The organism is Pantoea sp. WMus005, from assembly GCF_013415305.1.
Lineage (GTDB): Bacteria > Pseudomonadota > Gammaproteobacteria > Enterobacterales > Enterobacteriaceae > Pantoea > Pantoea rara.
The window spans coordinates 1,566,247-1,590,088 of sequence record NZ_JACBXU010000001.1 but is presented as its reverse complement, the minus strand read 5'-3'; the positions used below and the strand labels follow the sequence as shown (position 1 = coordinate 1,590,088).

Genomic DNA, 23,842 nt, shown 5'->3' with positions numbered 1-23,842 from the left:
TCTAAGTTAATTTTAATCGATTCATAAGCGCTAAGACACCATTAAGACTGGCTAAATAGGATTAGGCCTGGCTTAAAGAATAATCAGCGCCATCACTTATTTAACAGAACACACTGCACTATTAATTAATAAAAACAGAAACAGGCTGAATAGCGCTTTGTGACCTTTAAATTGATTAGCGGAGTTAATTTTAAATAGAGAGGCGTTATATTATTATTTTAGGATTTCATTAATTACTGGACCTGCGGTTTCGCTTAAAGGATAACGTAGCGATGAGCGACGTATTTATTTAGCAGGAAATGGCGTAAAACGCGCTAAATGCCTGACCGACATTTAGCGCGAACACATTAGTAGCGGGACGGTTCGCCTTCGGGGCGGGTTTTGAAGCGGCGGTGAAGCCACATGTACTGTTCAGGTGCCAGCAGCACACCCTCTTCAACCACCTGATTCATTCTGGCTGCGGTGGCGACATCACTTTCCAGCGTAAATTCGCCGCTGATGTCGGGCAGTATCATCAGTTCATAACCCCGACCGCCAGGCAGACGACGCGGCACGAAAGGAATGACAGCCGGTTTACCGGTGCGGATCAGCAGATGAGTTCCCACCGTGGTTGCTGCTTTTTGCATGGCAAAGAAGGGCACAAAGACGCTGCTACGCGGGCCATAATCGTGATCGGGTGCATACCAGATAATGTCACCCTGCTTCAGTGCCCGGATCATGCCTTTAAGATCTTTACGGTCCAGCATGCTTTTGTTGGATCGCATCCGGCCTTTAACCTGCAGCCAGTCGATCAGTTTATTGTCATTAGGACGATAGACACCAATGCCTGGGTTATGGATACCAAACATGCGCGCACCAATTTCCAGTGTCAGGAAGTGCATGCCGATGAGCAGCACGCCACGCTGACTGTCCCGCGCCTGCTGAATATGTTCCAGCCCGGAAGGCTTATGCCATTTATTGATGCGCCAGTCAGGCCAGAACCACGCCATACCGGTCTCAATCAATCCCATGCCAACCGATTCGAAATTGTGTTTAACCATCGCTTCGCGTTCATTTACTGGCATATCCGGGAAACTTAATTCCAGATTACGCCGCGCAACACTGACGCGGTGCTTCATAAAGCGCATTCCAATTCGACCAATATTGCAGCCGAGAACATAGAGCAGGGGATAGGGAAGTAGCACCAAAAGATAAAGAAAAGCGACACCCAGCCAGGTCAGCCAATAGCGCGGGTGAAGCAGTTCTCGTGAAAACTGAGGCAACTGGGTCATGTGAAAGTAATTTTTCCTGCGTCGCGCACCGTGCGGTGCTGATATCTCATTGTATTACCCCATTGTGCCAGTTTTTACCGTACGTATAAATATTACTAACAGAGCATGCTGCTGTTAACGCAACAGATAGCGCCGGAAAAAACAGCAGTTAATGTTCAATTCTGACACTGGTCTTTGCATCCCGGTGAAATCAGGTATCATGTGCCCGCTAAATTTCTCCTATTGATAACAGGAAAGAACACCATGCCAGTGTTACATAACCTCGTTTCCAATAAAGAGCTGAAGGCGCGCATGCTGGCTGAAACTGAGCCGCGCACCACTGTCTCTTTTTATAAATATTTCCAGATTGCCGATCCCAAAGCATTCCGTGACGCGCTTTACCTTGGCCTGACGGCACTTAAGGTGTTTGGCCGCGTCTATGTGGCGCACGAAGGTATCAATGCGCAGATTAGCGTGCCAGCCAGCCAGTATGAAACGATGAAAGCGTGGCTGTATGGCTTTGATTCGGCGCTGAACAACCTGCGGATGAATATTGCGCTGGATGATGATGGAAAATCGTTCTGGGTATTGCGTCTGAAAGTGCGCGACCGCATTGTGGCGGACGGCATTGAAGACAACAGTTTTGATGCCAGCGATGTGGGCCAGTATCTGAAAGCGGCAGAAGTTAACGCCATGCTGGACGATCCTGATGCCCTGTTTGTGGATATGCGCAACCACTACGAATATGAAGTGGGTCGCTTTGATAATGCGCTGGAAGTGCCTGCTGACACCTTCCGTGATCAACTGCCAATGGCAGTTGATATGCTGCAGGACAAGAAAGATAAAAAGATCGTGATGTACTGCACCGGCGGGATTCGCTGTGAAAAAGCCAGCGCCTGGATGCGGCATAATGGCTTTGAGGATGTCTATCACATCGAAGGCGGCATCATCGAATATGCCCGACGCGCCCGTGAGCAGGGATTACCGGTACGCTTTAAAGGCAAAAACTTTGTGTTTGATGAGCGGATGGGTGAAAGGATTTCTGACGACGTACTGTCGAACTGTCATCAGTGCGGTGAACCCTGTGATACCCACGTCAATTGCGTCAATGACGGCTGTCATCTGCTGTTTATTCAGTGCAAAAACTGCGCAGAGAAGTTTGAAAACTGCTGCAGCCCGATTTGTCAGGAAGAGGCAAAACTCTCTCCGGAAGAGCAACGTGCTCGCCGGGCGGGACGTGAGAATGGCAACAAGATCTTTAACAAGTCGCGTGGCCTGTTAAACATGACCATTCCCTCGCCAGTCAGGAAATAAGCGTGGCCGCCTGAAGTCAGCTTCAGGCGGCGTGTTTTTTTACTGACGCACGCCTTCAACCGAGATCATCAGCTGCACCTTCTGCGAAGCGGGCCCCAGATCTTTAGTGATGTTGAAATCTTTCAGTGCAATTTCCCCTTCGGCTTCAAAGCCAGCGCGGTAACCGCCCCACGGATCTTTACCTTCACCCAGCATTTTCGCCTCCAGCGTCACCGGTCTGGTCACGCCATTCAGCGTAAGGTCGCCAGTAATCTTCAGCTCATCACCCTCTTTTTTTACCTCTTTGGATTTGAACGTGGCCTGCGGGTTTTTGCTGGTATTCAGGAAGTCAGCGCTGCGCAGGTGCTTGTCACGTTCCGCGTGATTGGTATCGACGCTACTGGTGTTAATGGTGACGTCGACTTTATCTGCCGCAGGGTTCTTCTCATCAAAGGTGAAGCTGCCATCGAAATCCCTAAAGGTGCCGTAAAGCCAGCTGTAACCCAGATGCTGAATACGGAACTGAATAAAGGCATGCTGGCCCTCTTTATCGATTTTGTAGTCTGCAGCATTGGCGGTCATCGAACCGAGCAGCAGGCTGGCAGCGCTCATCGCCAGCAGCGTCTTCTTAAACATATTATTTATCCTTTTCAGAGGGAGAAGAGATGCGTAAACCTGACATCCGTTTTAGGGTGCTATCACGATCGATAAAATGATGTTTTACCGCAGCCAGACCATGCAGCACTGACAGGACCACAACCGTCCAGGCCAGCCAGAGGTGAATGTTGCCTGCAAGGTCAGCCTGCTCGCCTGCGCCGCTAAACAGCGCGGGCAGGGTAAACCAGTTAAATACCGTGATCGGTTTGCCATCGGCGGTGGAGATTAAATAGCCACTGATCAGAATGGCCAGCAGCAGGGTGTACAGCAACAGGTGGGCTACCACTGAACTGATGCGTACCAGTGGGGAATAACTGCTAAGCGATTTGGGTGGCGGTGAAATAACACGCCACACCAGACGAACAATCAGCGTCAGCAGCAGAATCACGCCTATGCTTTTATGAATCTCCGGCGCGTCGTGATACCAGCTATCGTAGTAGCTCAGTCCCACCATCCATAATCCCAGCGCAAACATGGCATAGATTGCCAGCGCCATTGACCAGTGCAGCAACACGGCAACCAGTCCAAACTGATAAGGTGAATTGCGTAATAACATAATGGGTTTTTCATTAAGAAATAATCTGAAATAAGCATCCACATTATGAAATATAAAAGCAATCGTCCTTACGCTTCTATAAATTTCTGTTACTGATGTGAAAAGGTTGAATAAAAATGACCAGAGATACGCAATATTATTGAATAAGTTTTTTTTGGCGGGAGGATGGTCAACGCAAAAAGGCGGGAATTAACGATAAGAGCGAAATAACGCAGGGCTTTTATGTCAGCAATCTTCAGTTTCCGTCAATTAATGTCATTCGGGTGGCAGTAGCCTGATGCCACCCGTTTTCAGAATCAGAAGCGTGAAAGGCTGAAAGGTGCCAGATCAAATGAGAACGGTTTTTTCTGGGCAAACTCTGCAGCCAGTTCGCCTAATACGCTGGCAAATTTAAACCCGTGCCCGCTGAGGCCGGTAATTAATAAGCGATCAGGTTCACCCGGCAGGGTATCAATAATAAAGTCTTCATCCGGGCTGAAATCGTAGCTGCAGGCTTCGCCATGCAGACAGACACCCACGCCAGGTAAAAACTGACGGAGGAAACCAAAGGCTTCACTGCCATCGGCGGCTACCGCGCCAAAAGGTTTACGATCCTCAGGCTGCTGCATCAGTTGACCGCCATCATGACGGCCCACTTTCAGTGCGTTGTTATCCGCCGGGAAGCCATAAAACTGGCTGCCATCCGCCATTTCCACGGTAAAGCCGGGAAATTTATTGTTTTCGCTGTAGCGGCCATCGGCCTGATACCAGGCAAACACTTTGCGGGTCGGTGCCACCGGCAGGCCAGGCACTAATTTGCCAACCCAGGTTCCGGCACTGACCAGCATTTTGCGGCCCCGGTAGATACCATCCAGGGTAGTGACCTGCTGCAGATCGCCATCACGACCCAGTTCAGAGACCGGGCAGTTAAACAGCTGCGCACAGCCCGCCTGTTCCGCCAGCTGAATCCAGCTGCGAACAGCCTGCTCACACTTCAGATAGCCGGAATCAGGCTCAAAGACGCCAAGATAGCCGTCAGGCACGTTGATTTGCGGCCAGCGCTTGCGTACTTCATCGGGCTGCATCACCTCGACGTTGAGCTGCCAGCGGGAGGCGCTGTCGATTACGTTCTGGATAAAGGACGACTGAACAGGCGCAAGGTTAAGTACGCCACTGCGATGCATGATGCGCTCACCGGCACGCTGTTCCAGCTCATCCCACAGCGTCTGCGCCCGCAGGACCAGGGGAACATAGCGTTCGCCTTCACCGTAGGCGTGACGAATCAGACGGCTCTCGCCATGATGCGTGCCCTGATTGTGGGGAGGATGGGCGCTGTCGATCATAAGGACTGACAAACCAGCCTGGGTGGCATAGTAGCCTGCCGCCGCGCCCACTGAGCCGCTGCCGACAACGATAAGATCATAAATCATGGTAACTACGCTCTAAAGGGACAGATAATCAAAAGCATACCAGAAACAGAAACGAAAAAGGCACCCCTGAGGGCGCCTCTTGAATGCGGCAGAAATTAATGCTTTTTGAGGAGTCGTTCTATCTGCTCGGCTGATTCTATCTTGGCGATACCCGCTTCGAGAATCGAGATAAATTGCCTTGCCACATCCGTTGTCAGCCAGTAAGTCGGGCCAACATCCGCTTCTTCTTCTTTTTGATCCTGCGACGACAGCGAGTGCAGGCGGATCATCATGGCGTCATAGCTATCAACGGTACTGATATCCCAGCCCACCAGCGGATGAGTCTGAATAACGTCTTTTCTTCTGTCCATTATAACCTCCTTATTACTCGTTAAACGAAGTGCATGGTGAGGTTCAATGCGGCTTTTTTATTCCAATAGCAAAACTATTATAACAGTAAACCAGGGAATCATTGCTTTAAAAAGGCCGTGAGTCAGCTTCTCACAGAATATTTACGTTTGAAAGGCGGGGAGGAAAAAATAAAATGCCTGGCAGGCAGGCATTTTAATCACTATTCAATGGGCAGGCAAATAGCGGGTTAAGCCGCATCAGCATGCTTACAATGTCGGGGTTTCAGGTACGATACCGCCGCCGCGTTTCTGCAGGGTTTCTGCGAGACGGGCAAAGTGTTGCTGAAGCTGTTCATCATGGTTTTGATTTTGGGCTTCCAGCGACAGATTGTGCACCAGCAGCTGGCTGGCACGATCGTCAAGACAGAAAATCAGACTGGAAAAAGCATTTTCCAGCACCGTCAAACGACGCTGTTGATCACCAATCAGTGCTAACAACTCACCAAAGGTCATCGCCTCTTCCGGTTTATCAGTAGTCATGGTGCGCACCTCCTGTTATGCGTGACGAGCGCAAGGATAGGGCATTGATCATTAAGAGTCTAGATGCAGAGAGAGGGAAGTGCGAGAGGGGAGAAAAGATAAAAAAACCGGGTGGCGACACCCGGAAAAAAAGCACAGTGGCGGTTAATCAGTAATGAACCAGTCATCAGCACTTTCCCACGTCTGTTGCAGGATTTCGCTGATCTGGTCGCGCGTCTCTTTTCCACCGCCCAGCACGCTGAGATTATTGGCACTGGCATAACGAACCTTGACGTGATTAGTCGAGTCAGGGAACTGTTCATCAATGCGGCGCGATAATTCATCGCTTAACGCTTCAATCGCGCCAGCAGGAAGAGGTCGGGTATTGGATACGGTAATTTCAACGCGCATAATAGCCTCCGGTTAAGATACTGTATATATTTACAGTATTGGCGCGCCGGAGGCAAGTAAAATTATGCGATGCGCCAGTTCAGTGTTTCACCCGCCAGGAACGGCACCAGGGCGTGGCTGCCGAGCGCGATTGATTCAGGCACCTGCCAGGGCTCACGGACCAGCGTAATTGTCCCTTCATTCAGCGGCAGGCCGTAAAAACGCGGGCCATTCTCAGAACAGAACGCTTCGAAATGTTCCAGTGCGTTCAGCTCTTCAAAAACGGTGGCGTAGGCGGGCAACGATGTCGGCGCATTAAAAACGCCCGCACAGCCGCAGCTGGCTTCTTTGAGATGACGCAGATGCGGCGCGGTGTCGGTGCCGAGGAAGAAGCGTGGATTACCGCCTGCTACCACTTTGCGCAGCGCCTCCTGATGCACGTTGCGCTTAAGGATAGGCAGGCAGTAGAGGTGCGGACGAATACCGCCCACCAGCATGTGGTTACGGTTAAACATCAGATGCTGCGGTGTAATCGTTGCGCCCAGCGTCTCATCGGCATCAGCGACATAGTCAGCGGCGTCCTGAGTGGTGATATGCTCCATCACCACCTTCAGTGCCGGAAACTGGCTGCGCAGCGGCACCATGACGGTTTCAATAAACCGCGCTTCGCGGTCAAAGATGTCGATATGTGCATCGGTGACTTCGCCGTGGATCAGCAGCGGCATACCGAGTTTTTGCATCCGCTCCAGCACGCGGGCAATCGACGCGATATGGGTCACGCCATGGCTGGAGTTAGTGGTGGCGTGCGCTGGGTAGAGTTTAGCCGCGGTAAACAGACCCGTGGTGAAACCGCGCTCAAGCTCATCAGGATCCAGCGAGTCAGTCAGATAGCAGGTCATCAGCGGCGTAAAGGCGTGATCGGCGGGCAGCGCCGCCAGGATGCGGTCGCGGTACGCTTCACCTGCCGCCACGCTGGTCACCGGCGGCACCAGGTTAGGCATCACAATGGCACGACCATTCACCGCGCTGGTATAGGGCAGGACCGTGTTGAGCATCTCATCGTCACGCAGATGAATATGCCAGTCGTCAGGGCGACGCAGGGTTAGTTTCTGAGGTTGTGCTGTCATCAGTGAAGCTCCGGCAGAAGGGAAACAAAAGGCATGTTTTGGCCGGGGTCTAAGCATAAGGATTCAGGCAACCGTTTGCACCTGCTTTTTATGCTGACAAAGAAAATCCGCGCCAGGTGGCGCGGAGATCGGGGTTACTGCGTAAAGGGGATGACGAGTTCGCCGGGTTTCACTTCCAGCCCTTTGGCAAACTTCTTCGCCAGCGACTCGCCTTTACTGCGGTCAGCACTCAGGACGTATGCCGGAGTCTGATCGAAATAGCCTTTCAGCGACTGATTCAGGTAAGGCGTCAGCGTCTTCATGATTGAGGCCATTTTTTCCGGGGCAACCTGCGCATCAATAATCTCCAGATCGCGCAGATAGATAGCGCCCTGCTGCTGATCATAGACCGGCTGAGCACGCATTTTCAGTTGCATATCCGCCTGCTGAGGGCCAAACAGTGAAGTCACGTTGATTTTAGCGCTGCCGGAGAGCGTTACTTTACCCGGATCTTCACGGCCAATCTGACTGGTCAGGTTGTTCAGCACGATGTGTGCGTTAACCAGTCCGGAGACGCCAATATCTTTCTCGTAGTTGTTATGCTTCTGCAGGGCCTGATTCACTTCCTGTTCGCTGATCGTGTACTGCGTCAGTTGATTACAGCCACTCACCAACAGCACAACCAACAGGGCCGTCAGCCCGAAAAATGCCTTTTTCATTGTTTTTATCCTGAATATCAGAGCCAGTAAACAGGCCATAGCCTGCCTGAATGCGTGGCGGGTGTCATCAGGAAAGAGATGAGAAACGCCGCAGCGTCTCTCATCGCGGCAGGGTTAGTGGGCCATCGAGGAGAGCAGATTCACCTGTGTTTGTTTGGCCATATTATCGCGGTAGTCAGCAACCCGTGCAGGCCAGTCGATACCGGCCACCAGCGTCAGTGAACGTAGCAGGGGAAAGAGATTAAAATCATCTTCTGACAGCTCACCGTTCACCGCATTGGGCTGTTCGATTAAATTGTCCAGCTTACGCAGGTCCTGGCTGACATTTTTAATCAGCCCGGCCGAGTGACTTTTCAGCGCGTCAAAATCACCGATGCTTGCCTGCTTTTTGGTACGGAAATAGTTACGCGCCTCCGGGGTGGCGAATTCGGCAAACGCGGCATCTGCAATACGCGGCAGCAGCAGCTTATTAACGTAGCTGTTCATGTGACGCAGCCAGTCGCCAATCGCCGGGTTCAGCGCGCCGGTGATCAGCGGTTCACGATCCTGCTGATCGATATAATGCACAATCTCCATGCTTTCAGGCATCGCGCTGCCATCCTGCTTCTGCAGAATCGGTGCCATTTTCTGACCAATCAGTCTTTTCGGCGTCTCTTCATCGTCGTTGAGCATTACCACCAGCTCAACCGGCTTGTTTTTCAGGCCAAAAATCATTCGCGCTTTAACACAGAAAGGGCAGTGGTCATAGATATAGAGCTTCATCCTGATCTCCCGGGTTTAGAGGTTTACTGTTTAACAGAGTGAATAAATTCATCCTGTTTTCGGGCTCATAAAAAGTATGGAAGAGATTACCCCACAGGGCAAACCGGCCTGCCTGATGTGTGACAGGATGGGTGGCTGAAGCAGACAGCTCCTTTTGTTAAGCGCTGTGATAACAGAGCAAAATCAATCTCTTTATGGCGAAACCGCTGTAACGTTTTACCGCAGCACAGGCGGCGGTTATAGTGAAAGCCGGGTAATGACGGCTCAGCTCTATCAGCCATTGATTTCAGGAGTCAGGATGTTTGGCTATCGTTCTGCCGCGCCCAGGGTGCGACTCACCACCGATCGTCTGGTGGTCCGTCTGGTTCACGAACGTGATGCCTGGCGAATGGCAGATTACTATTCGGAAAACCGCCTGTTTTTAAAACCCTGGGAACCGGTGCGCGATGACAGCCACTGCTACCCGTCGGGCTGGCAGGCACGGCTCGGGCTGATTTCCGACATGCATAAACAGGGAACGGCCTTCTATTTTATTCTCATGGACAGCGATGAAACCGAAGTGCGGGGCGTGGCGAACTTCAGCAACGTGCTGCGTGGATCGTTTCACGCCTGTTACCTCGGCTATTCACTGGGTGAAAAGTGGCAGGGACAGGGTCTGATGTTTGAAGCGTTGCAGGCGGCTATCCGCTATATGCAGCGCCAGCAGCATATTCACCGCATCATGGCGAACTACATGCCGCATAACCAGCGCAGCGGCGATCTGCTGGCGCGACTCGGGTTTGAGAAAGAGGGTTACGCCAAAGACTATCTGCTCATCGACGGGCGCTGGCAGGATCACGTGCTGACAGCCTTAACCCTGCGGGAATGGACGCCTGATCGGCGTGGATAAAAATGAGGATGCGAGCATGAAGAGGGTTTTATCGGCGCAGGCAATGCGCGTGCTGGGCTGCCTGCTGGAGAAGCAGGTGACGACGCCGGAACAGTATCCGCTGTCACTAAACGGTGTCGTGGTAGCCTGTAACCAGAAATCGAACCGCGAACCGGTGATGGAACTGAGTGAAAGCGAGGTACAGAATCAGCTCGACCTGCTGGAAAAACGGCATCTCATCACCGCCAGCAGCGCCGCCGGACAGCGGGTGGTGAAATATGAGCAGCGTTTCTGTAACTCCGCGTTTGGCACGCTACAGCTCAACAGCGCAGAATTTGCCGTGCTGACCCTGCTGCTATTGCGCGGCCCCCAGACGCCGGGCGAGTTACGCACCCGCAGCGGTCGTCTGCACGAGTTCAGTGACGTCAGCGAAGTTGAGCAGACACTGGAAGGCCTGATGCAGCGCGACGACAGCGCTCAGGTGATCCGTCTGGCGCGTGAGCCTGGCAAGCGTGAAAGCCGCTTTATACATCTGCTGGGTGATGAAAGTGATCAGCCGCAGGCCGCTGACGCGCCGGAAGAGCAGGGCGATCTGGCGGCACGCGTTGCCACCCTGGAGCAGCAGGTCACCGAGCTTCAGGCCCAACTCACCCAACTACTGCAATCGGAGAGCTGAGATGACAATACGTATTGGCGTGGTGGGATTAGGGGGGATCGCCCAGAAAGCCTGGCTGCCGGTGCTGTCGGCGGCGACAGACTGGACGCTGGTGGGCGCATTTTCTCCGAACCAGACCAAAGCGCGTCCGATCTGTGACCACTATCGCATGCAATGTTTTAGTTCGCTGAATGATCTGGCGGCTGCCTGTGACGCGATCTTTGTGCATAGCAGCACCGCCACGCACTATGAAGTGGTCAGGGCGCTGCTGCTGGCAGGAAAAGATGTCTGCGTCGATAAGCCGCTGGCCGAAACCCTGGAGCAGGCTGAAGCGCTGGTGGCGCTGGCGGAAAAACGGCAGCGTAAACTGATGGTGGCCTTTAACCGCCGGTTCGCCCCACGCTATCAGCAGCTGCGGGTGGAGATGGCTGACGCCGCCTCTCTGCGGATTGAAAAGCACCGTAGCGACAGCGTCGGCCCCCAGGATCTCCGTTTTACCCTGCTCGACGACTATCTGCATGTGGTGGACACCGCACTCTGGCTGGGCGGTAAGCCGTTGCGCCAGGTTCAGGGACGCATCGACACCAACGAACAGGGCCAGATGCTTTATGCCGAGCACCATTTCAGCATTGAAGGATTAACGATCACCACCAGCATGCATCGGCGCGCAGGTAGTCAGCGCGAGCGGATCAGCGCGGTGTGCAATGGTAAGTGCATTGACATCAGTGAGATGCGCGACTGGCAGGAAGAAAGCAGCGGTGGCCTGCTGATCACGCCACCACCCGCCTGGCAGAGCCATCTGACCCAGCGAGGTTTCACTGGTGCAGCCCGCCATTTTATCGACTGCGTACAAAATCAGACGAAGCCTGAAACCAGCGGTGAGCAGGCACTGATGGCGCAGCGTGTGGTGGAAAAACTGTGGCGTGAGGCGACACGCGAATAACGCCTTGTAACACTCCGTGCTGGTCATTTCCCTCCGTGGCAGTAGACTGTCGCCGGGCATCCTCAGGGGCCCGCGCTAATTCTCCTTTTTTGCCGATTCTTTTCAGGATGCGCCGTCAATTATGAATTTGTTGAAATCGCTGGCAGCGGTCAGTTCAATGACCCTGTTTTCCCGCGTTCTGGGCTTTGCCCGTGATGCCATCGTGGCGCGGGTGTTTGGCGCCGGAATGGCGACCGATGCGTTCTTTGTTGCGTTTAAACTTCCCAATCTGCTGCGGCGTATTTTTGCTGAGGGCGCATTTTCTCAGGCCTTCGTGCCGATTCTGGCTGAATACAAAAGTAAGCAGGGCGAAGAGGCGACCAGGCTCTTCCTGGCTTACGTCTCGGGCCTGCTGACGCTGGCGCTGGCGCTGGTCACTGTGGCGGGCATGATCGCTGCGCCTTGGGTCATCATGGTTACGGCTCCCGGCTTTGCCGACAGTCCCGATAAGTTCGCGCTGACCAGCTCACTGCTGCGGGTGACCTTCCCCTACATTATGCTGATTTCGCTGGCGTCGCTGGCGGGTGCAGTGCTGAACACCTGGAACCGCTTCTCGGTGCCGGCCTTTGCGCCAACCCTGCTGAACGTTAGCATGATTGGCTTTGCGCTGTTTGCCGCGCCACACTTCCATCCACCGGTTATGGCGCTGGCCTGGGCTGTGGTGGCGGGTGGCGTGTTGCAACTCGGCTATCAGCTGCCACACCTGAAGAAGCTCGGGATGCTGGTGCTGCCGCGTCTGAATCTGCGTGACGCGGGCGTCTGGCGGGTTATGCGTCAGATGGGGCCCGCCATTCTGGGTGTCTCGGTCAGCCAGATCTCGCTAATCATCAACACCATCTTCGCCTCGTTCCTGGTTTCAGGTTCAGTTTCCTGGATGTACTACGCCGACCGCCTGATGGAGTTCCCTTCCGGCGTGCTGGGCGTGGCACTGGGCACCATTCTCCTGCCGTCGCTGGCCAAAAGCTTCGCCAGCGGCAACCATGATGAATATTCACGACTGATGGACTGGGGTCTGCGCCTTTGCTTCCTGCTGGCGCTGCCAAGTGCTGTTGCGCTGGGGATGCTCTCCGGCCCGCTGACTGTGGCGCTGTTCCAGTACGGTAAATTCAATGCTTTCGATGCCCTGATGACGCAACGCGCCCTGATTGCCTACTCCGTCGGACTGATGGGGCTGATCGTGGTCAAGGTGCTGGCACCGGGCTTCTATTCCCGCCAGGACATCAAAACCCCGGTTAAGATCGCGATTATCACGCTGATCATGACGCAGTTAATGAACCTGGCGTTCATTGGCCCGCTAAAACATGCCGGTCTGTCACTGTCGATTGGCCTGGCGGCCTGCCTGAATGCGGGGCTACTCTACTGGCAACTGCGTAAGCAGAAGATCTTTATGCCACAGCCGGGCTGGAGTAGCTTCCTGATCCGCCTGCTGATCGCGGTGGTGGTGATGGCCGGCGCGCTGTTTGCGATGCTGCAGTGGATGCCCGCATGGGAGCAGGGAACTATGCTGTGGCGACTGCTGCGTCTGGCGGCGGTCTGTGCCGTGGGCGGCGGGGCTTATTTCCTGGCGCTGGGGCTGCTGGGCTTCCGGCTGCGCGACTATGCACGGCGCACGACTGTGTAAGTCAGGGCCTTAAATCAGACAAAAAAAATCCCGCACAAGGCGGGATTTTTTTACGCTACTTTCTGGCTCAGGCTTTACGGCTTAACGTTGCCTGACCTTTACCCATGCCATCCGGGCCATAAAAGGCCTGGGTCTGATGTGGCTTCAGCACTTCAAGCGCATTCTCGGTGTAGCGAATCTGATGTTGCAGCAGCATGCCATTATGGACATTGGCATCCTGCAGGCGACGGGAGTGCTGCTGGATACTTTCCCAGCGGCGCGCCATGTCGTTCTGCCCACGATAAGGTGCCGATGTCGCATGACTCTGTTCAGCGGTGCGGCGCATCTCATCCAGATAGTTCAGCGTGCTGAGCAGCGCGCTTTTGTCTTCGGTGATACGCTGCAGCAGGTTACTGTTAATGTTTCCGGCAGCCAGTTGCTGCTGCTCTTCTTCCAGCACGGCTGACAGCGACGCCAGCACGTCCTGCATCTTATCTAATGTGGTCTGCAAATTACTCATGGGAATTAATTACCCTCTAAATACGCCTTGGTGTCGGCAATCAGCGCATCGGCGATTTTGCCGGTATCCATCTTCAGTTCGCCATTACGAATGGCGGTTTTCAATTGTTCAACGCGCTCGACGTTAATATCTTTGCTGCTCGGTTGCATCAGCTGCGACTGCGCGCTGCTCAGGCTCACCTGGGCTGCTGCAGGGGTCGTGGCTGCTGCCACCGGACTGGCGCTCTGGCGCACTTTGCTGTTACCGGACTCACTGCTATCGCGGCTCTGTACGGTGCTGGCGGGTTTCAGAGGTTGCGTTCTGTCAATGCTCATGTTCAAGCTCCTGTACGGTCAGGGGGAAGTCTGCCACCTGAATCAGAATAGCGTTATCGCTTCGTTGATTCTTCTATCGGCAGCACTAAGGGCATCTTTAACACTTTACAGCGTTATAAGAATATTCCCATCTTCTCGTACTTTACCGCTGACAACCTGGCCATTTCCCATCCTGACCCGGACCGACTGAGATCGGGCGGCGTTATTCAGCGCTTTGCCCTCACCGCTGGCGTCAAATCCATCGCCACTGGCAATCACCATCACATTCTGTCCCGCCTTGACCCGCCATGGCTGACGCAGCGTAGACGGATTAATTGGCTGTCCGGGCTGGATATCGCGCAGTACCACCGCATCTGCGACCGAGTCAGCATTCAGCAGGGCGCGGGCGGGAAGGGTATCCAGGCGGCCGGTCTGCAGAGTGAAATCACTCTCGCTGACGCTACTGCCCTGGCTCAGCAACCGGTTCGCCACCAGATAAGAACCGGTGACCTGAACCTGAACCTGGATATAACGGCGATTCTCATCGCAGTTTGCCGCCACGCTCATATTGCCCCACAACCGGCTGTTGCCGGGCAGAGTGAACGTTGGCGTTTCACAGACTGGCCACTGCTCTTTTGGCGTGCGAACCACTACGACCATGCCACCAGCATGCTGGGCGTCACGCGCTTTAAAAAATTGATTAAGTTGTGCATTGAGATCCCCGGCAGAAGCGGGCAGGGCGATCACGACCAGCAGACTGGTCAACAGGGTCAGATATCGACGCATTGTGCATTTCCTCACTGATGATGGCGACGAGTGTACCCCTTAAGAAAAATCCTTAATTGTCAAAATAGCGGTCATTTGAGGCCCTATTCAGACGATGACGCCTTGCTTTTTCAAATTAAGCTGAGAACTCAAAATTCTCATACGCGGAGGAAACATGCTCGACAAACTGGATGCGGCGCTGAAATTTGGTACGGAGGCCCTCAACCTGCGTGCTCAACGTCAGGAGATCCTGGCGTCAAATATTGCCAACGCCGATACCCCTGGTTATCAGGCCCGGGATATCGACTTTGCCAGCGAGCTGAGTCGGGTGATGTCCAATGGCCGTGCGGAAGGCAGCAGCATGGCGTTAAAAGTCACGTCAGCTCGCCACATTGAAGCACAGACAAACGGCGCGCCATCAATGGATATGCTTTATCGCATTCCCGATCAGCCTTCTGCCGACGGCAATACCGTAGATATGGACCGTGAGCGTACGCAGTTCGCGGATAACAGCCTGAAATATCAAACCGACCTCACCCTCATCAGTAGCCAGATCAAAGGCATGATGAGCGTGTTACAAGGGCAATAATTATGGCCTTGCTGAATATTTTTGACATTGCCGGCTCAGCGATGACCGCGCAATCACAGCGATTAAACGTCAGTGCCAGTAACCTGGCGAACGCCGACAGCGTCACCGGCCCCGATGGTAAGCCTTATGTGGCCAAGCAGGTGGTCTTCCAGACCGATGCAGCGCCAGGCTCCGCCACCGGTGGCGTGAAAGTGGCACGCGTCGTGGATGACCCCACGCCAGCGAAGCTGGTCTATGACCCAGGTAATCCGATGGCAGATGCCAAAGGCTACGTGAAGATGCCGAACGTGGATGTGGTTTCTGAAAGCGTCAACACCATGTCGGCGTCACGCAGTTACCAGGCCAACGTCGAAGTGCTCAACACCGTGAAGTCGATGATGATGAAAACCCTGACCCTCGGGCAATAACGGAGAAAATTTATGGCTATCGCGGTAGGCGTTAACGAAAGGCTGGACCCCACGGTCCTCAGCTCTTCCAACACCAGTGGCACCGGCAACAATGCGCAGGATCTGCAGAACCAGTTCCTGACCATGCTGGTGACGCAGTTAAAGAACCAGGATCCAACCAATCCAATGGATAACAGCCAGCTCACCACGCAGCTGGCACAGATCAATACCCTGAGCGGCATTGAAAAACTGAACACCACGCTGGGATCGATCTCCGGCCAGATCACCACCAGCCAGTCGCTGCAGAGCTCCACGCTGATTGGGCATGGCGTGATGGTCAATGGCGGACAGATTCTGGTCGGCAAGGGCACCACAACGCCATTTGGCGTTGAGCTTGCCTCTGCCTCAACCGGCGCATCGGCCACCATTACAGATGCCAATGGCTCGGTAATCAACACCGTCGATCTGGGCGCGCTCAGCGCTGGCGTGCACACCTTCTCGTGGGACGGCAAGCTGACTGATGGCTCTGTCGCGCCGGATGGTAAATACAGCGTTGCGATTGCTGCAAGCAATGGCAACACACAGCTGGTGGCACAACCGCTTAACTACGCCTACGTCAATGGGGTGAGTACAGCGAACAACACCACAAAACTGGATCTCGGCACTATGGGCTCCGCCACCCTTGACGACGTACGTCAGATTCTCTGATTAACCTGTAGACAGGAAACAAATAAATGTCATTTTCCCAAGCGGTCAGCGGCCTTGGTGCTGCTTCAAGTAACCTTGATGTCATCGGTAACAACATTGCTAACTCCGCAACAGCGGGCTTTAAATCCAGCACCATCGCGTTTGCCGATATGTTTGCCGGTTCTAACGTCGGCCTCGGCACCAAAGTGGCTGCGGTAATCCAGAACTTTAACGACGGTGCAACCACTACCACCAGCCGTGGCCTGGACGTTGCGCTGAGCGGTAACGGTTTCTTCCGTATGACCGACAGCAGCGGCGGCGTTTTCTATTCACGTAATGGTCAGTTAACGCTGGATGCCAACCGTAACCTGGTCAACACCCAGGGTCTGAACGTGACCGGCTATCCGGCCAGCGGTTCACCGGCCACTATCCAGTCCGGTGCTAACCCGGTAGCGCTGCGTATTCCTACCGAGCAGATGTCAGCCCGTGCTACCACCACCGCTGGTCTGGTTGCCAACCTGAACTCAACGGCTCCAACGCCAACTGTGGCCACCTTCTCGACGGCAAACGCAGACAGCTACAACAAGAAAACCACGGTAACCGTGTTCGACTCGCAGGGTAATGACCATGCGCTCGACATGTATTTCGCAAAAGACACCACCAGCAACAGCTGGACCGTGCGGTCCATTGATGGCGCTACCGGCACCTCCGCAGGTGACTTCCGAATGGCGTTTGACACCAGCGGTAAGCTGACCAGCGTCTCTAAACTGGATGCCAGCGGCGCGGTTGTCAGCAGCACGACGGATGGTACCGTCGGCCTGACGCTGAACGTGGGCGGCGCCAATGGCGCGGTTGCGAATCAGCCTATCAACCTGAGCATGCTGGGCAGCCTGCAGCAGAACACCGGCGCCATCACCTTTGACAGTGCAACGCAGGATGGCTATGCACCAGGCGATCTGACCAGCTACACAATCAATAATGACGGCACCATCACTGGCAGCTACTCAAACCAGAAAACCCAGTTGCTGGGTCAGATTGTCCTGGCGAGCTTCTCTAACCCGGAAGGTCTGCAGTCACAGGGTGACAACGTCTGGCAGGCGTCAAGCGCATCCGGTCAGGCAGCAGTCGGTCTGGCTAACACCGGCACCTTTGGTTCACTGACGGCCGGCGCACTGGAATCTTCCAACGTCGACATGAGTAAAGAGCTGGTAAACATGATCGTGGCGCAGCGTAACTATCAGGCGAATGCGCAGACCATCAAAACTCAGGACCAGATTCTCAACACGCTGGTTAACTTACGTTAATTCGCTAACAGGATTGCCATATGGATCACGCGATATATACCGCGATGGGCGCGGCCAGCCAGACGCTGGATCAGCAGGCGGTTACCGCCAGCAACCTCGCCAACGCCTCTACACCGGGTTTTCGTGCGCAGCTGAATGCGCTGCGTGCGGTGCCGGTGAGTGGCTGGTCACTGCCGACCCGCACGCTGGTCGCCGCCTCTACACCGGGCGCCGATATGAGTCAGGGCGCGATGGATTACACCGAGCGTCCGCTCGATGTGGCGGTGCAGCAGGATGGCTGGCTGGCAGTACGTACCGCTGACGGCAGCGAAGCCTATACCCGTAACGGCAATATGCAAATCAGTCCGACCGGTACGCTGACGGTTCAGGGCAATCCTGTGATGGGCGATGGCGGTCCGATTGTGATCCCGCAGGGCACGGAAATCACCATTGCTGCGGACGGCTCGATCACCGGGCTGAATGCCGGTGATTCACCGAACGCTACGGTTCAGCTGGGCAAGCTGAAGCTGGTCAGGGCCACCGGGCAGGAACTGCAGCGCAGTGATGACGGCATGTTCCGTCCTACTGCGTCGACGCAGGCGACCCGCGGTGCCGCGCTGCAGGCCGATGCCACCATGCAGGTGATGCCTGGCGTGCTGGAAGGCAGCAACGTCAAACCGGTAGAAACCATGGTCGATATGATCGCCAACGCCCGACGTTTTGAGATGCAGATGAAAGTCATCACCAACGTCGACGAAAATGAACAAAAAGCCAACCAGCTCCTGAGCATGAGCTAAGGCACGAGGATAACAACATGATTCGTTCTTTATGGATCGCTAAGACCGGTCTTGATGCGCAGCAGATGAACATGGACGTCATTGCCAACAACCTGGCAAACGTCAGCACCAACGGCTTTAAGCGTTCACGTGCTGTGTTCGAAGACCTGATGTACCAGACCATGCGCCAGCCGGGCACCCAGTCATCAGAACAGACGACGCTGCCATCCGGTTTGCAGATCGGTACCGGTGTTCGTCCGGTGACGACTGAGCGTCTGCATACTCAGGGCAACCTGTCGCAGACCAGCAACTCAAAAGATATCGCCATTAACGGCCAGGGTTATTTCCAGATTCAGATGCCGGATGGCACCTCTGGCTATACCCGTGACGGCGCGTTTCAGGTTGATCAGAACGGCCAGCTGGTAACCAACTCCGGTTTCCCGGTGCAGCCAGGCATTACTATTCCGGCCAACGCCACCAGCATTACGGTGTCGCGTGATGGTGTGGTCAGCGTGACGCAGCAGGGTCAGGCTCAGGCCTCGCAGGTAGGTCAGTTAACCCTGAGCACCTTTATGAATGACGCCGGTCTCGATAGCGTGGGTGAAAACCTCTACAAGGAAACGCAGGCATCGGGCGCACCCACGGACAGCACTCCAGGCCAGAACGGCGCGGGTCTGCTCTATCAGGGTTATACCGAAACCTCGAACGTGAACGTGGCGGAAGAGCTGGTCTCCATGATCCAGACGCAGCGCGCCTACGAAATCAACAGCAAGGCGATCAGTACCTCTGATCAGATGCTGGCGAAATTAACGCAGCTTTAATCCCGAACAGGGCCAGCGCTTGCTGGTCTGAAACAAAGACATTAATAAGGTCGTGACGCCGTGGCGAAGCAACAGATTCTCAAGCCTGGACATTGGTTAGTTGCCTCGTTGCTGCTAACTCTTAACGGATGTGCCCTGGTCCCGCGTACCCCGCTGGTCGAAGGTGCAACTACAGCGCAACCTATGCCGTCCGCGCCACCGGTGGTCAACGGCTCTATATTCCAGGGCGTCGCGCCGCTTAACTACGGCTATCAGCCGCTGTTCGAAGATCGTCGTCCACGCAACATTGGCGATACCCTGACTATCACGCTGCAGGAAAACGTCAGTGCCAGCAAAAGCTCCTCAGCTAATGCCAGCCGTGATGGCAGCAACAGCCTAGGGATAAGCGGGGTGCCGACCGGTCTGGCAGGCCTGGTAGGTGCAGGTGGCGAAAAAGCCAATCTCAGCGCCGAAGGCAAAAACGATTTCGCAGGTAAAGGCGGCGCATCCGCCAATAACACCTTTACCGGCACCATTACCGTCACCGTGGACCAGGTATTGTCAAATGGCAACCTGCACGTGGTGGGTGAAAAACAGATTGCCATTAATCAGGGCACGGAGTTCATTCGCTTCTCGGGCGTGGTCAACCCACGCACCATCAGCGCCAGCAACGCCGTGTTATCTACCGCTGTCGCCGATGCACGTATTGAGTACGTCGGAAATGGTTACATCAATGAGGCGCAGACCATGGGTTGGTTCCAGCGTTTCTTCCTGAACATCTCCCCGATGTAAGAGGTTTGAATGAAAAAGTTAACGCTGTTACGCGCCGGGCTGGCGCTGCTGCTGGGCTTCAGCCTGATGGCAAAAGCCGATTTGATTCGTGATTTAACCACGGTACAGGGCGTACGTGATAACCAGTTGCTGGGTTACGGCCTGGTCGTGGGGCTGGATGGTACGGGTGACCAGACCACTCAGACGCCATTTACTACCCAGACAGTGAGCAACATGCTGTCACAGCTTGGTATCACGGTTCCCACCGGAACCAACATGCAGCTGAAAAACGTGGCGGCCGTCATGGTCACCGCAAAACTGCCGTCGTTTGCCCGCCAGGGTCAGACCCTGGACGTGGTGGTCTCATCGCTGGGTAACGCCAAAAGTCTGCGCGGCGGTACGCTGTTAATGACGCCGATGAAAGGCGTCGATAACCAGGTCTATGCGCTGGCACAGGGTAATATCCTGGTCGGTGGTGCGGGTGCCTCAGCGGGCGGCAGCAGTGTCCAGGTTAACCAGCTGAACGGTGGCCGCATTACCAGCGGTGCAACCGTTGAACGTGAACTGCAGAGCAACTTTGGTTCGCAGAACACCATTAACCTGCAGCTTAACAGCGAAGATTTCTCGATGGCACAGCGTATTGCGGATGCAATCAACGCCCGAGGCGGTTACGGCGCAGCACAGCCGCTGGATGCCCGTACCGTACAGATCCGCGTGTCACCCAATAATGGTGCGCAGGTACGTCTGCTGGCTGAGATCCAGAACATTGATGTCTCGATCCCGGTTGAAGATGCCAAAGTGATCATTAACTCCCGAACCGGTTCGGTCGTTATGAACCGCGAAGTAACGCTGAATCAGTGTGCTGTGGCCCAGGGCAACCTGTCGGTGACAGTTAACCAGCAGCAGAACGTCAGTCAGCCTGACACACCACTGGCCGGTGGTCAGACGGTGGCAACGACGCAGACACAGATCGATCTGCGTCAGACCGGCGGTGCGCTGCAGCGCGTCAATGCCAGCGCTAACCTGAACAACGTGGTTCGTGCGCTGAATGCGCTGGGTGCGTCACCTATCGAACTGATGTCAATTCTGCAGTCGATGCAGAGTGCCGGCTGTCTGCGTGCCAAACTGGAAATTATCTGATGGCTGATATGCAATCTCTGACAAGTTCGGCTTTTGATAGCCGCTCTCTGAATGAACTGAAACGCCAGGCCAGCAGCGATCCGAAAGGACAGGCGTTGCAGGTCGCGCGTCAGGTTGAAGGGATGTTTGTACAGATGATGCTAAAGAGTATGCGTGAGGCGTTGCCGCAGGACGGCATTATGGGCAACGAACAGACCAAACTCTTTACGTCTATGTATGACCAGCAGATTGCACAGGAGATGGGTAAGCGCGGTCTCGGCCTGGCGGAAACCATCGTCAAACAGATGCAGCCCGCCACCGCGCCGGACGAAAAAGCCGGTACGGTGCCGATGAAGCTGGATAACAGCTTTATTCTCAGCACCAGCGGAGCAAAACCCATGGCCGCGGAGCAGCTGGAGCAGATTGTGCGTAAGGCGATGCCGCGTCTGCCGCCGGTCGCATCACCAACGGGCCTGCCCAGCGACAGCCGCGAATTTATCGCGCAGCTGACGCAACCGGCGCAGGCTGCCAGCCAGCAAAGTGGTATTCCTCATCATCTGATTCTGGCGCAGGCTGCGCTGGAATCGGGCTGGGGCCAGCGTCAGATCCTGACCCGCGACGGCAAACCGAGCTACAACGTGTTCGGGATTAAAGCCAGCGGCGACTGGAAAGGTGATACCACCGATATCATGACCACGGAATATGAGCAGGGCGAAGCGAAGAAAGTCCATGCCAGCTTCCGCGTCTATAACTCCTATTTCGAGGCGCTGACTGACTACGTCAAACTCCTTACCAAAAACCCACGCTATGCGGCGGTAACCAACGCCACATCCGCAGAGCAGGGTGCGCAGGCATTGCAGGCGGCAGGTTACGCGACCGACCCGAAATATGCGCAAAAGCTGGTGGGAATGATTCAGCAGTTTAAAAGTATGGGCGACAAAGTCGTCAAAGCGTACAGCCAGGATATGGGCGACCTGTTCTGATCTTTGCGCCTCAAGTTTCACTTAAGCAAGCCGATAACATCCCTATAGCCAGAAGCGTTTTCGCCTGCTGGCGCCCACTTTGATGTCTGCCAGCCCGGTTGACGGGGAACGTAAGGAACCGAGATGTCCAGCATAATTAACTCCGCGATGAGCGGATTGAGTGCCGCGCAGGCCGCTCTGAGCACCACCAGTAACAACATTTCCAATTACACCGTGGCGGGCTATTCACGTCAGACCACGGTACTGGCGCAGGCGAGCAGTACCCTGCAGGGCAATAGCTATTATGGTAACGGCGTGAATATCACCGGTGTACAACGTGAATATGATGCATTTATTGCCACGCAGTTACGCGGTTCAAGCGCGAACTACAGCGCGGTAAACACTCAGCACAGTCAGATTTCTAACATTGATGATCTGTTGTCGACGTCGACGACCAGCCTGTCGACCTCGCTGCAAGGGTTCTTTACCAACCTGCAGAACGTGGTCAGCAACGCCAACGATCCGTCAGCGCGTCAGTCAATGCTCAGTAATGCCCAGGGTCTGGTCAGTCAGTTCCAGACATCGGCGCAATATCTGAACAATATGCAGAACAGCGTCAATGCTGACGTCGGTTCCAGCGTCAAGCAGGTCAACACCATTACCAGCCAGATTGCCGATCTTAACAAGCAGATTGGCAAACTGAGTACCGCCAACGGTGCCGCACCTAACGATCTGCTCGATAAGCGCGATCAGCTGGTGAATACCCTGAATAACGTGGTTGGCGTGACGGTCTCGCAGCAGGATGGCGGCTACACGGTCTCGATGGCGAATGGCCTGACGCTGGTAAACGGCGACAAATCTCACGATCTGGTGGCGATGCCTTCCAGCAGCGATCCGACACGTACCACTATCGGCTATGTCGATAAGCAGGCGGGCAACGTCGAGATCCCGGAAAAGCTGATCACCACCGGTTCACTGGGCGGTCTGCTGGCATTCCGTACTCAGGATCTGGATCTTGCGCAGAACCAGCTGGGTCAGTTAGCAGCTGCGTTTACCACCAGCTTTAACGATGTTCATAAGCAGGGTTTTGACAGCAAGGGCAATCAGGGCGTCGATTTCTTCAAAATCGGCAGTCCGCTGGTCGTGAGCAACAACAAAAACAGCACCGCCGCCTCCGTCACTGCGGAGTGGACCGATACCAGCGCGCTGAAAGCCACCAACTATAACGTCAGCTTTGACGGCACTAACTGGAGCGCCACGCGTGCCTCAGACAGCACTGCCGTGACCATCACGCAGGGTACCGATACCAGCGGCAACACTACGCTGAGCTTTGATGGTCTGAAGCTGACTGTCGCCGGCACGCCTGCACCCGCCGCCAAAGACAGTTTCCTGGTGAAGCCGGTGCAGAACGTGGTTAACGATATGTCTGTCGCGATCACCAGTGAATCTCAGGTGGCTGCAGCAAGTGCCGTTGGCGGTGAGAGTGATAACCGCAATGCGCAAAAACTGCTGGGCCTGCAGGATGCGAAGCTGGTCGGCGGCAACGCCACGCTGTCACAGGCTTACGCTACCCTCGTCAGTAGCGTGGGTAACAAAACCAGTTCACTGGCAACCACCAGCGATACACAGAAAAGCGTGGTCAGTCAGCTGACTGACCGCCAGCAATCGGTCTCAGGCGTAAACCTCGATGAGGAGTACGCTAACCTGACTAAATATCAGCAATATTACATGGCCAATGCGCAGGTGCTGCAGACTGCCAGCACTGTGTTTAATGCATTGATCAATATTCGCTAAGG

At 54.7% G+C, this 23,842-nt stretch carries 28 protein-coding genes; 15 read left to right on the top strand and 13 right to left on the bottom strand.

The window, feature by feature from the left end; genetic code table 11:
- Positions 1 to 347 precede the first annotated feature (347 nt).
- Positions 348 to 1,271 (bottom strand): Kdo(2)-lipid IV(A) acyltransferase, encoded by a 924-nt coding sequence (locus tag HZZ01_RS07190; protein ID WP_179896095.1) that lies wholly within the window; start codon positions 1,269 to 1,271, stop codon positions 348 to 350.
- A 243-nt stretch (positions 1,272 to 1,514) separates the two neighbouring features.
- Between HZZ01_RS07190 and HZZ01_RS07185 the strand changes: the two genes are divergently transcribed.
- On the top strand, positions 1,515 to 2,564 hold the full coding sequence (locus tag HZZ01_RS07185) for a rhodanese-related sulfurtransferase (RefSeq protein WP_179896094.1): 1,050 nt from the start codon (positions 1,515 to 1,517) through the stop codon (positions 2,562 to 2,564).
- A gap of 39 nt (positions 2,565 to 2,603) precedes the next feature.
- Here the strand turns inward: HZZ01_RS07185 and HZZ01_RS07180 are convergent, their stop codons facing one another.
- From HZZ01_RS07180 to grxB, 9 genes are all read right to left on the bottom strand, one after another.
- A complete protein-coding gene (locus HZZ01_RS07180; protein WP_179896093.1) occupies positions 2,604 to 3,179 on the bottom strand; it encodes a YceI family protein in 576 nt (191 codons plus the stop codon).
- Between the two features lies 1 nt (position 3,180).
- Positions 3,181 to 3,756, bottom strand: coding sequence for a cytochrome b (locus HZZ01_RS07175; RefSeq protein ID WP_179896092.1), 576 nt, complete (start codon positions 3,754 to 3,756; stop codon positions 3,181 to 3,183).
- Between the two features lie 296 nt (positions 3,757 to 4,052).
- Complete coding sequence (gene solA / locus HZZ01_RS07170; protein ID WP_179896091.1) at positions 4,053 to 5,165, bottom strand: N-methyl-L-tryptophan oxidase; 1,113 nt, start codon at positions 5,163 to 5,165, stop codon at positions 4,053 to 4,055.
- A 95-nt stretch (positions 5,166 to 5,260) separates the two neighbouring features.
- Complete coding sequence (gene bssS / locus HZZ01_RS07165; RefSeq protein WP_010246399.1) at positions 5,261 to 5,515, bottom strand: biofilm formation regulator BssS; 255 nt, start codon at positions 5,513 to 5,515, stop codon at positions 5,261 to 5,263.
- Positions 5,516 to 5,761: 246 nt separating this feature from the next.
- Positions 5,762 to 6,034: a hypothetical protein gene (locus tag HZZ01_RS07160; RefSeq protein WP_090962284.1), complete on the bottom strand. Its 273-nt coding sequence runs from the start codon at positions 6,032 to 6,034 to the stop codon at positions 5,762 to 5,764.
- Positions 6,035 to 6,178: 144 nt separating this feature from the next.
- On the bottom strand, positions 6,179 to 6,424 hold the full coding sequence (dinI, locus tag HZZ01_RS07155) for a DNA damage-inducible protein I (protein ID WP_003849907.1): 246 nt from the start codon (positions 6,422 to 6,424) through the stop codon (positions 6,179 to 6,181).
- Positions 6,425 to 6,486: 62 nt separating this feature from the next.
- Positions 6,487 to 7,530: a dihydroorotase gene (gene pyrC, locus HZZ01_RS07150; protein ID WP_179896090.1), complete on the bottom strand. Its 1,044-nt coding sequence runs from the start codon at positions 7,528 to 7,530 to the stop codon at positions 6,487 to 6,489.
- Positions 7,531 to 7,664: 134 nt separating this feature from the next.
- Positions 7,665 to 8,228: a lipoprotein gene (locus HZZ01_RS07145; RefSeq protein WP_179896089.1), complete on the bottom strand. Its 564-nt coding sequence runs from the start codon at positions 8,226 to 8,228 to the stop codon at positions 7,665 to 7,667.
- Positions 8,229 to 8,342: 114 nt separating this feature from the next.
- Positions 8,343 to 8,990 carry a glutaredoxin 2 gene (grxB, locus tag HZZ01_RS07140; protein WP_179896088.1) on the bottom strand — a complete coding sequence of 216 codons (648 nt, stop codon included), beginning with the start codon at positions 8,988 to 8,990 and terminating at the stop codon, positions 8,343 to 8,345.
- A 298-nt stretch (positions 8,991 to 9,288) separates the two neighbouring features.
- Between grxB and rimJ the strand changes: the two genes are divergently transcribed.
- From rimJ to murJ, 4 genes are all read left to right on the top strand, one after another.
- Positions 9,289 to 9,879, top strand: coding sequence for a ribosomal protein S5-alanine N-acetyltransferase (gene rimJ / locus HZZ01_RS07135; RefSeq protein WP_179896087.1), 591 nt, complete (start codon positions 9,289 to 9,291; stop codon positions 9,877 to 9,879).
- A gap of 16 nt (positions 9,880 to 9,895) precedes the next feature.
- Positions 9,896 to 10,534, top strand: coding sequence for a YceH family protein (locus tag HZZ01_RS07130; protein ID WP_179896086.1), 639 nt, complete (start codon positions 9,896 to 9,898; stop codon positions 10,532 to 10,534).
- 1 nt (position 10,535) lies between these two features.
- On the top strand, positions 10,536 to 11,456 hold the full coding sequence (locus HZZ01_RS07125; RefSeq protein WP_179896085.1) for a Gfo/Idh/MocA family protein: 921 nt from the start codon (positions 10,536 to 10,538) through the stop codon (positions 11,454 to 11,456).
- Positions 11,457 to 11,577: 121 nt separating this feature from the next.
- Positions 11,578 to 13,116 carry a murein biosynthesis integral membrane protein MurJ gene (gene murJ / locus HZZ01_RS07120; RefSeq protein ID WP_179896084.1) on the top strand — a complete coding sequence of 513 codons (1,539 nt, stop codon included), beginning with the start codon at positions 11,578 to 11,580 and terminating at the stop codon, positions 13,114 to 13,116.
- 67 nt (positions 13,117 to 13,183) lie between these two features.
- Here the strand turns inward: murJ and flgN are convergent, their stop codons facing one another.
- From flgN to flgA, 3 genes are all read right to left on the bottom strand, one after another.
- On the bottom strand, positions 13,184 to 13,615 hold the full coding sequence (gene flgN / locus HZZ01_RS07115) for a flagellar export chaperone FlgN (protein ID WP_179896083.1): 432 nt from the start codon (positions 13,613 to 13,615) through the stop codon (positions 13,184 to 13,186).
- Positions 13,616 to 13,620: 5 nt separating this feature from the next.
- The gene (flgM, locus tag HZZ01_RS07110) at positions 13,621 to 13,929 is read right to left on the bottom strand and encodes a flagellar biosynthesis anti-sigma factor FlgM (protein ID WP_090962252.1); all 309 of its coding nucleotides are present in this window, start codon (positions 13,927 to 13,929) and stop codon (positions 13,621 to 13,623) included.
- A 105-nt stretch (positions 13,930 to 14,034) separates the two neighbouring features.
- Positions 14,035 to 14,694 (bottom strand): flagellar basal body P-ring formation chaperone FlgA, encoded by a 660-nt coding sequence (gene flgA, locus HZZ01_RS07105; protein ID WP_179896082.1) that lies wholly within the window; start codon positions 14,692 to 14,694, stop codon positions 14,035 to 14,037.
- Between the two features lie 154 nt (positions 14,695 to 14,848).
- Between flgA and flgB the strand changes: the two genes are divergently transcribed.
- The 10 genes from flgB (at position 14,849) to flgK (ending at position 23,840) form a co-directional block, all read left to right on the top strand.
- Entirely contained in the window at positions 14,849 to 15,262 is a 414-nt protein-coding gene (gene flgB, locus HZZ01_RS07100; protein ID WP_003849889.1) for a flagellar basal body rod protein FlgB, read from the top strand.
- Positions 15,263 to 15,264: 2 nt separating this feature from the next.
- Positions 15,265 to 15,669 carry a flagellar basal body rod protein FlgC gene (gene flgC, locus HZZ01_RS07095; RefSeq protein ID WP_010246371.1) on the top strand — a complete coding sequence of 135 codons (405 nt, stop codon included), beginning with the start codon at positions 15,265 to 15,267 and terminating at the stop codon, positions 15,667 to 15,669.
- Positions 15,670 to 15,681: 12 nt separating this feature from the next.
- On the top strand, positions 15,682 to 16,356 hold the full coding sequence (flgD, locus tag HZZ01_RS07090) for a flagellar hook assembly protein FlgD (protein WP_179896081.1): 675 nt from the start codon (positions 15,682 to 15,684) through the stop codon (positions 16,354 to 16,356).
- A 26-nt stretch (positions 16,357 to 16,382) separates the two neighbouring features.
- Positions 16,383 to 17,639 (top strand): flagellar hook protein FlgE, encoded by a 1,257-nt coding sequence (gene flgE, locus HZZ01_RS07085; protein WP_179896080.1) that lies wholly within the window; start codon positions 16,383 to 16,385, stop codon positions 17,637 to 17,639.
- Between the two features lie 20 nt (positions 17,640 to 17,659).
- Positions 17,660 to 18,415: a flagellar basal body rod protein FlgF gene (locus tag HZZ01_RS07080; RefSeq protein ID WP_179896079.1), complete on the top strand. Its 756-nt coding sequence runs from the start codon at positions 17,660 to 17,662 to the stop codon at positions 18,413 to 18,415.
- A gap of 17 nt (positions 18,416 to 18,432) precedes the next feature.
- A complete protein-coding gene (gene flgG, locus HZZ01_RS07075) occupies positions 18,433 to 19,215 on the top strand; it encodes a flagellar basal-body rod protein FlgG (protein WP_179896078.1) in 783 nt (260 codons plus the stop codon).
- A gap of 60 nt (positions 19,216 to 19,275) precedes the next feature.
- Positions 19,276 to 19,986, top strand: coding sequence for a flagellar basal body L-ring protein FlgH (locus tag HZZ01_RS07070; protein ID WP_179896077.1), 711 nt, complete (start codon positions 19,276 to 19,278; stop codon positions 19,984 to 19,986).
- Positions 19,987 to 19,995: 9 nt separating this feature from the next.
- Entirely contained in the window at positions 19,996 to 21,105 is a 1,110-nt protein-coding gene (locus tag HZZ01_RS07065) for a flagellar basal body P-ring protein FlgI (RefSeq protein WP_179896076.1), read from the top strand.
- A complete protein-coding gene (gene flgJ / locus HZZ01_RS07060; RefSeq protein WP_179896075.1) occupies positions 21,105 to 22,067 on the top strand; it encodes a flagellar assembly peptidoglycan hydrolase FlgJ in 963 nt (320 codons plus the stop codon). Before HZZ01_RS07065 ends, flgJ begins: the two co-directional genes overlap by 1 nt.
- A gap of 123 nt (positions 22,068 to 22,190) precedes the next feature.
- Complete coding sequence (gene flgK, locus HZZ01_RS07055; protein ID WP_179896074.1) at positions 22,191 to 23,840, top strand: flagellar hook-associated protein FlgK; 1,650 nt, start codon at positions 22,191 to 22,193, stop codon at positions 23,838 to 23,840.
- The last annotated feature ends 2 nt before the right edge of the window (positions 23,841 to 23,842 follow it).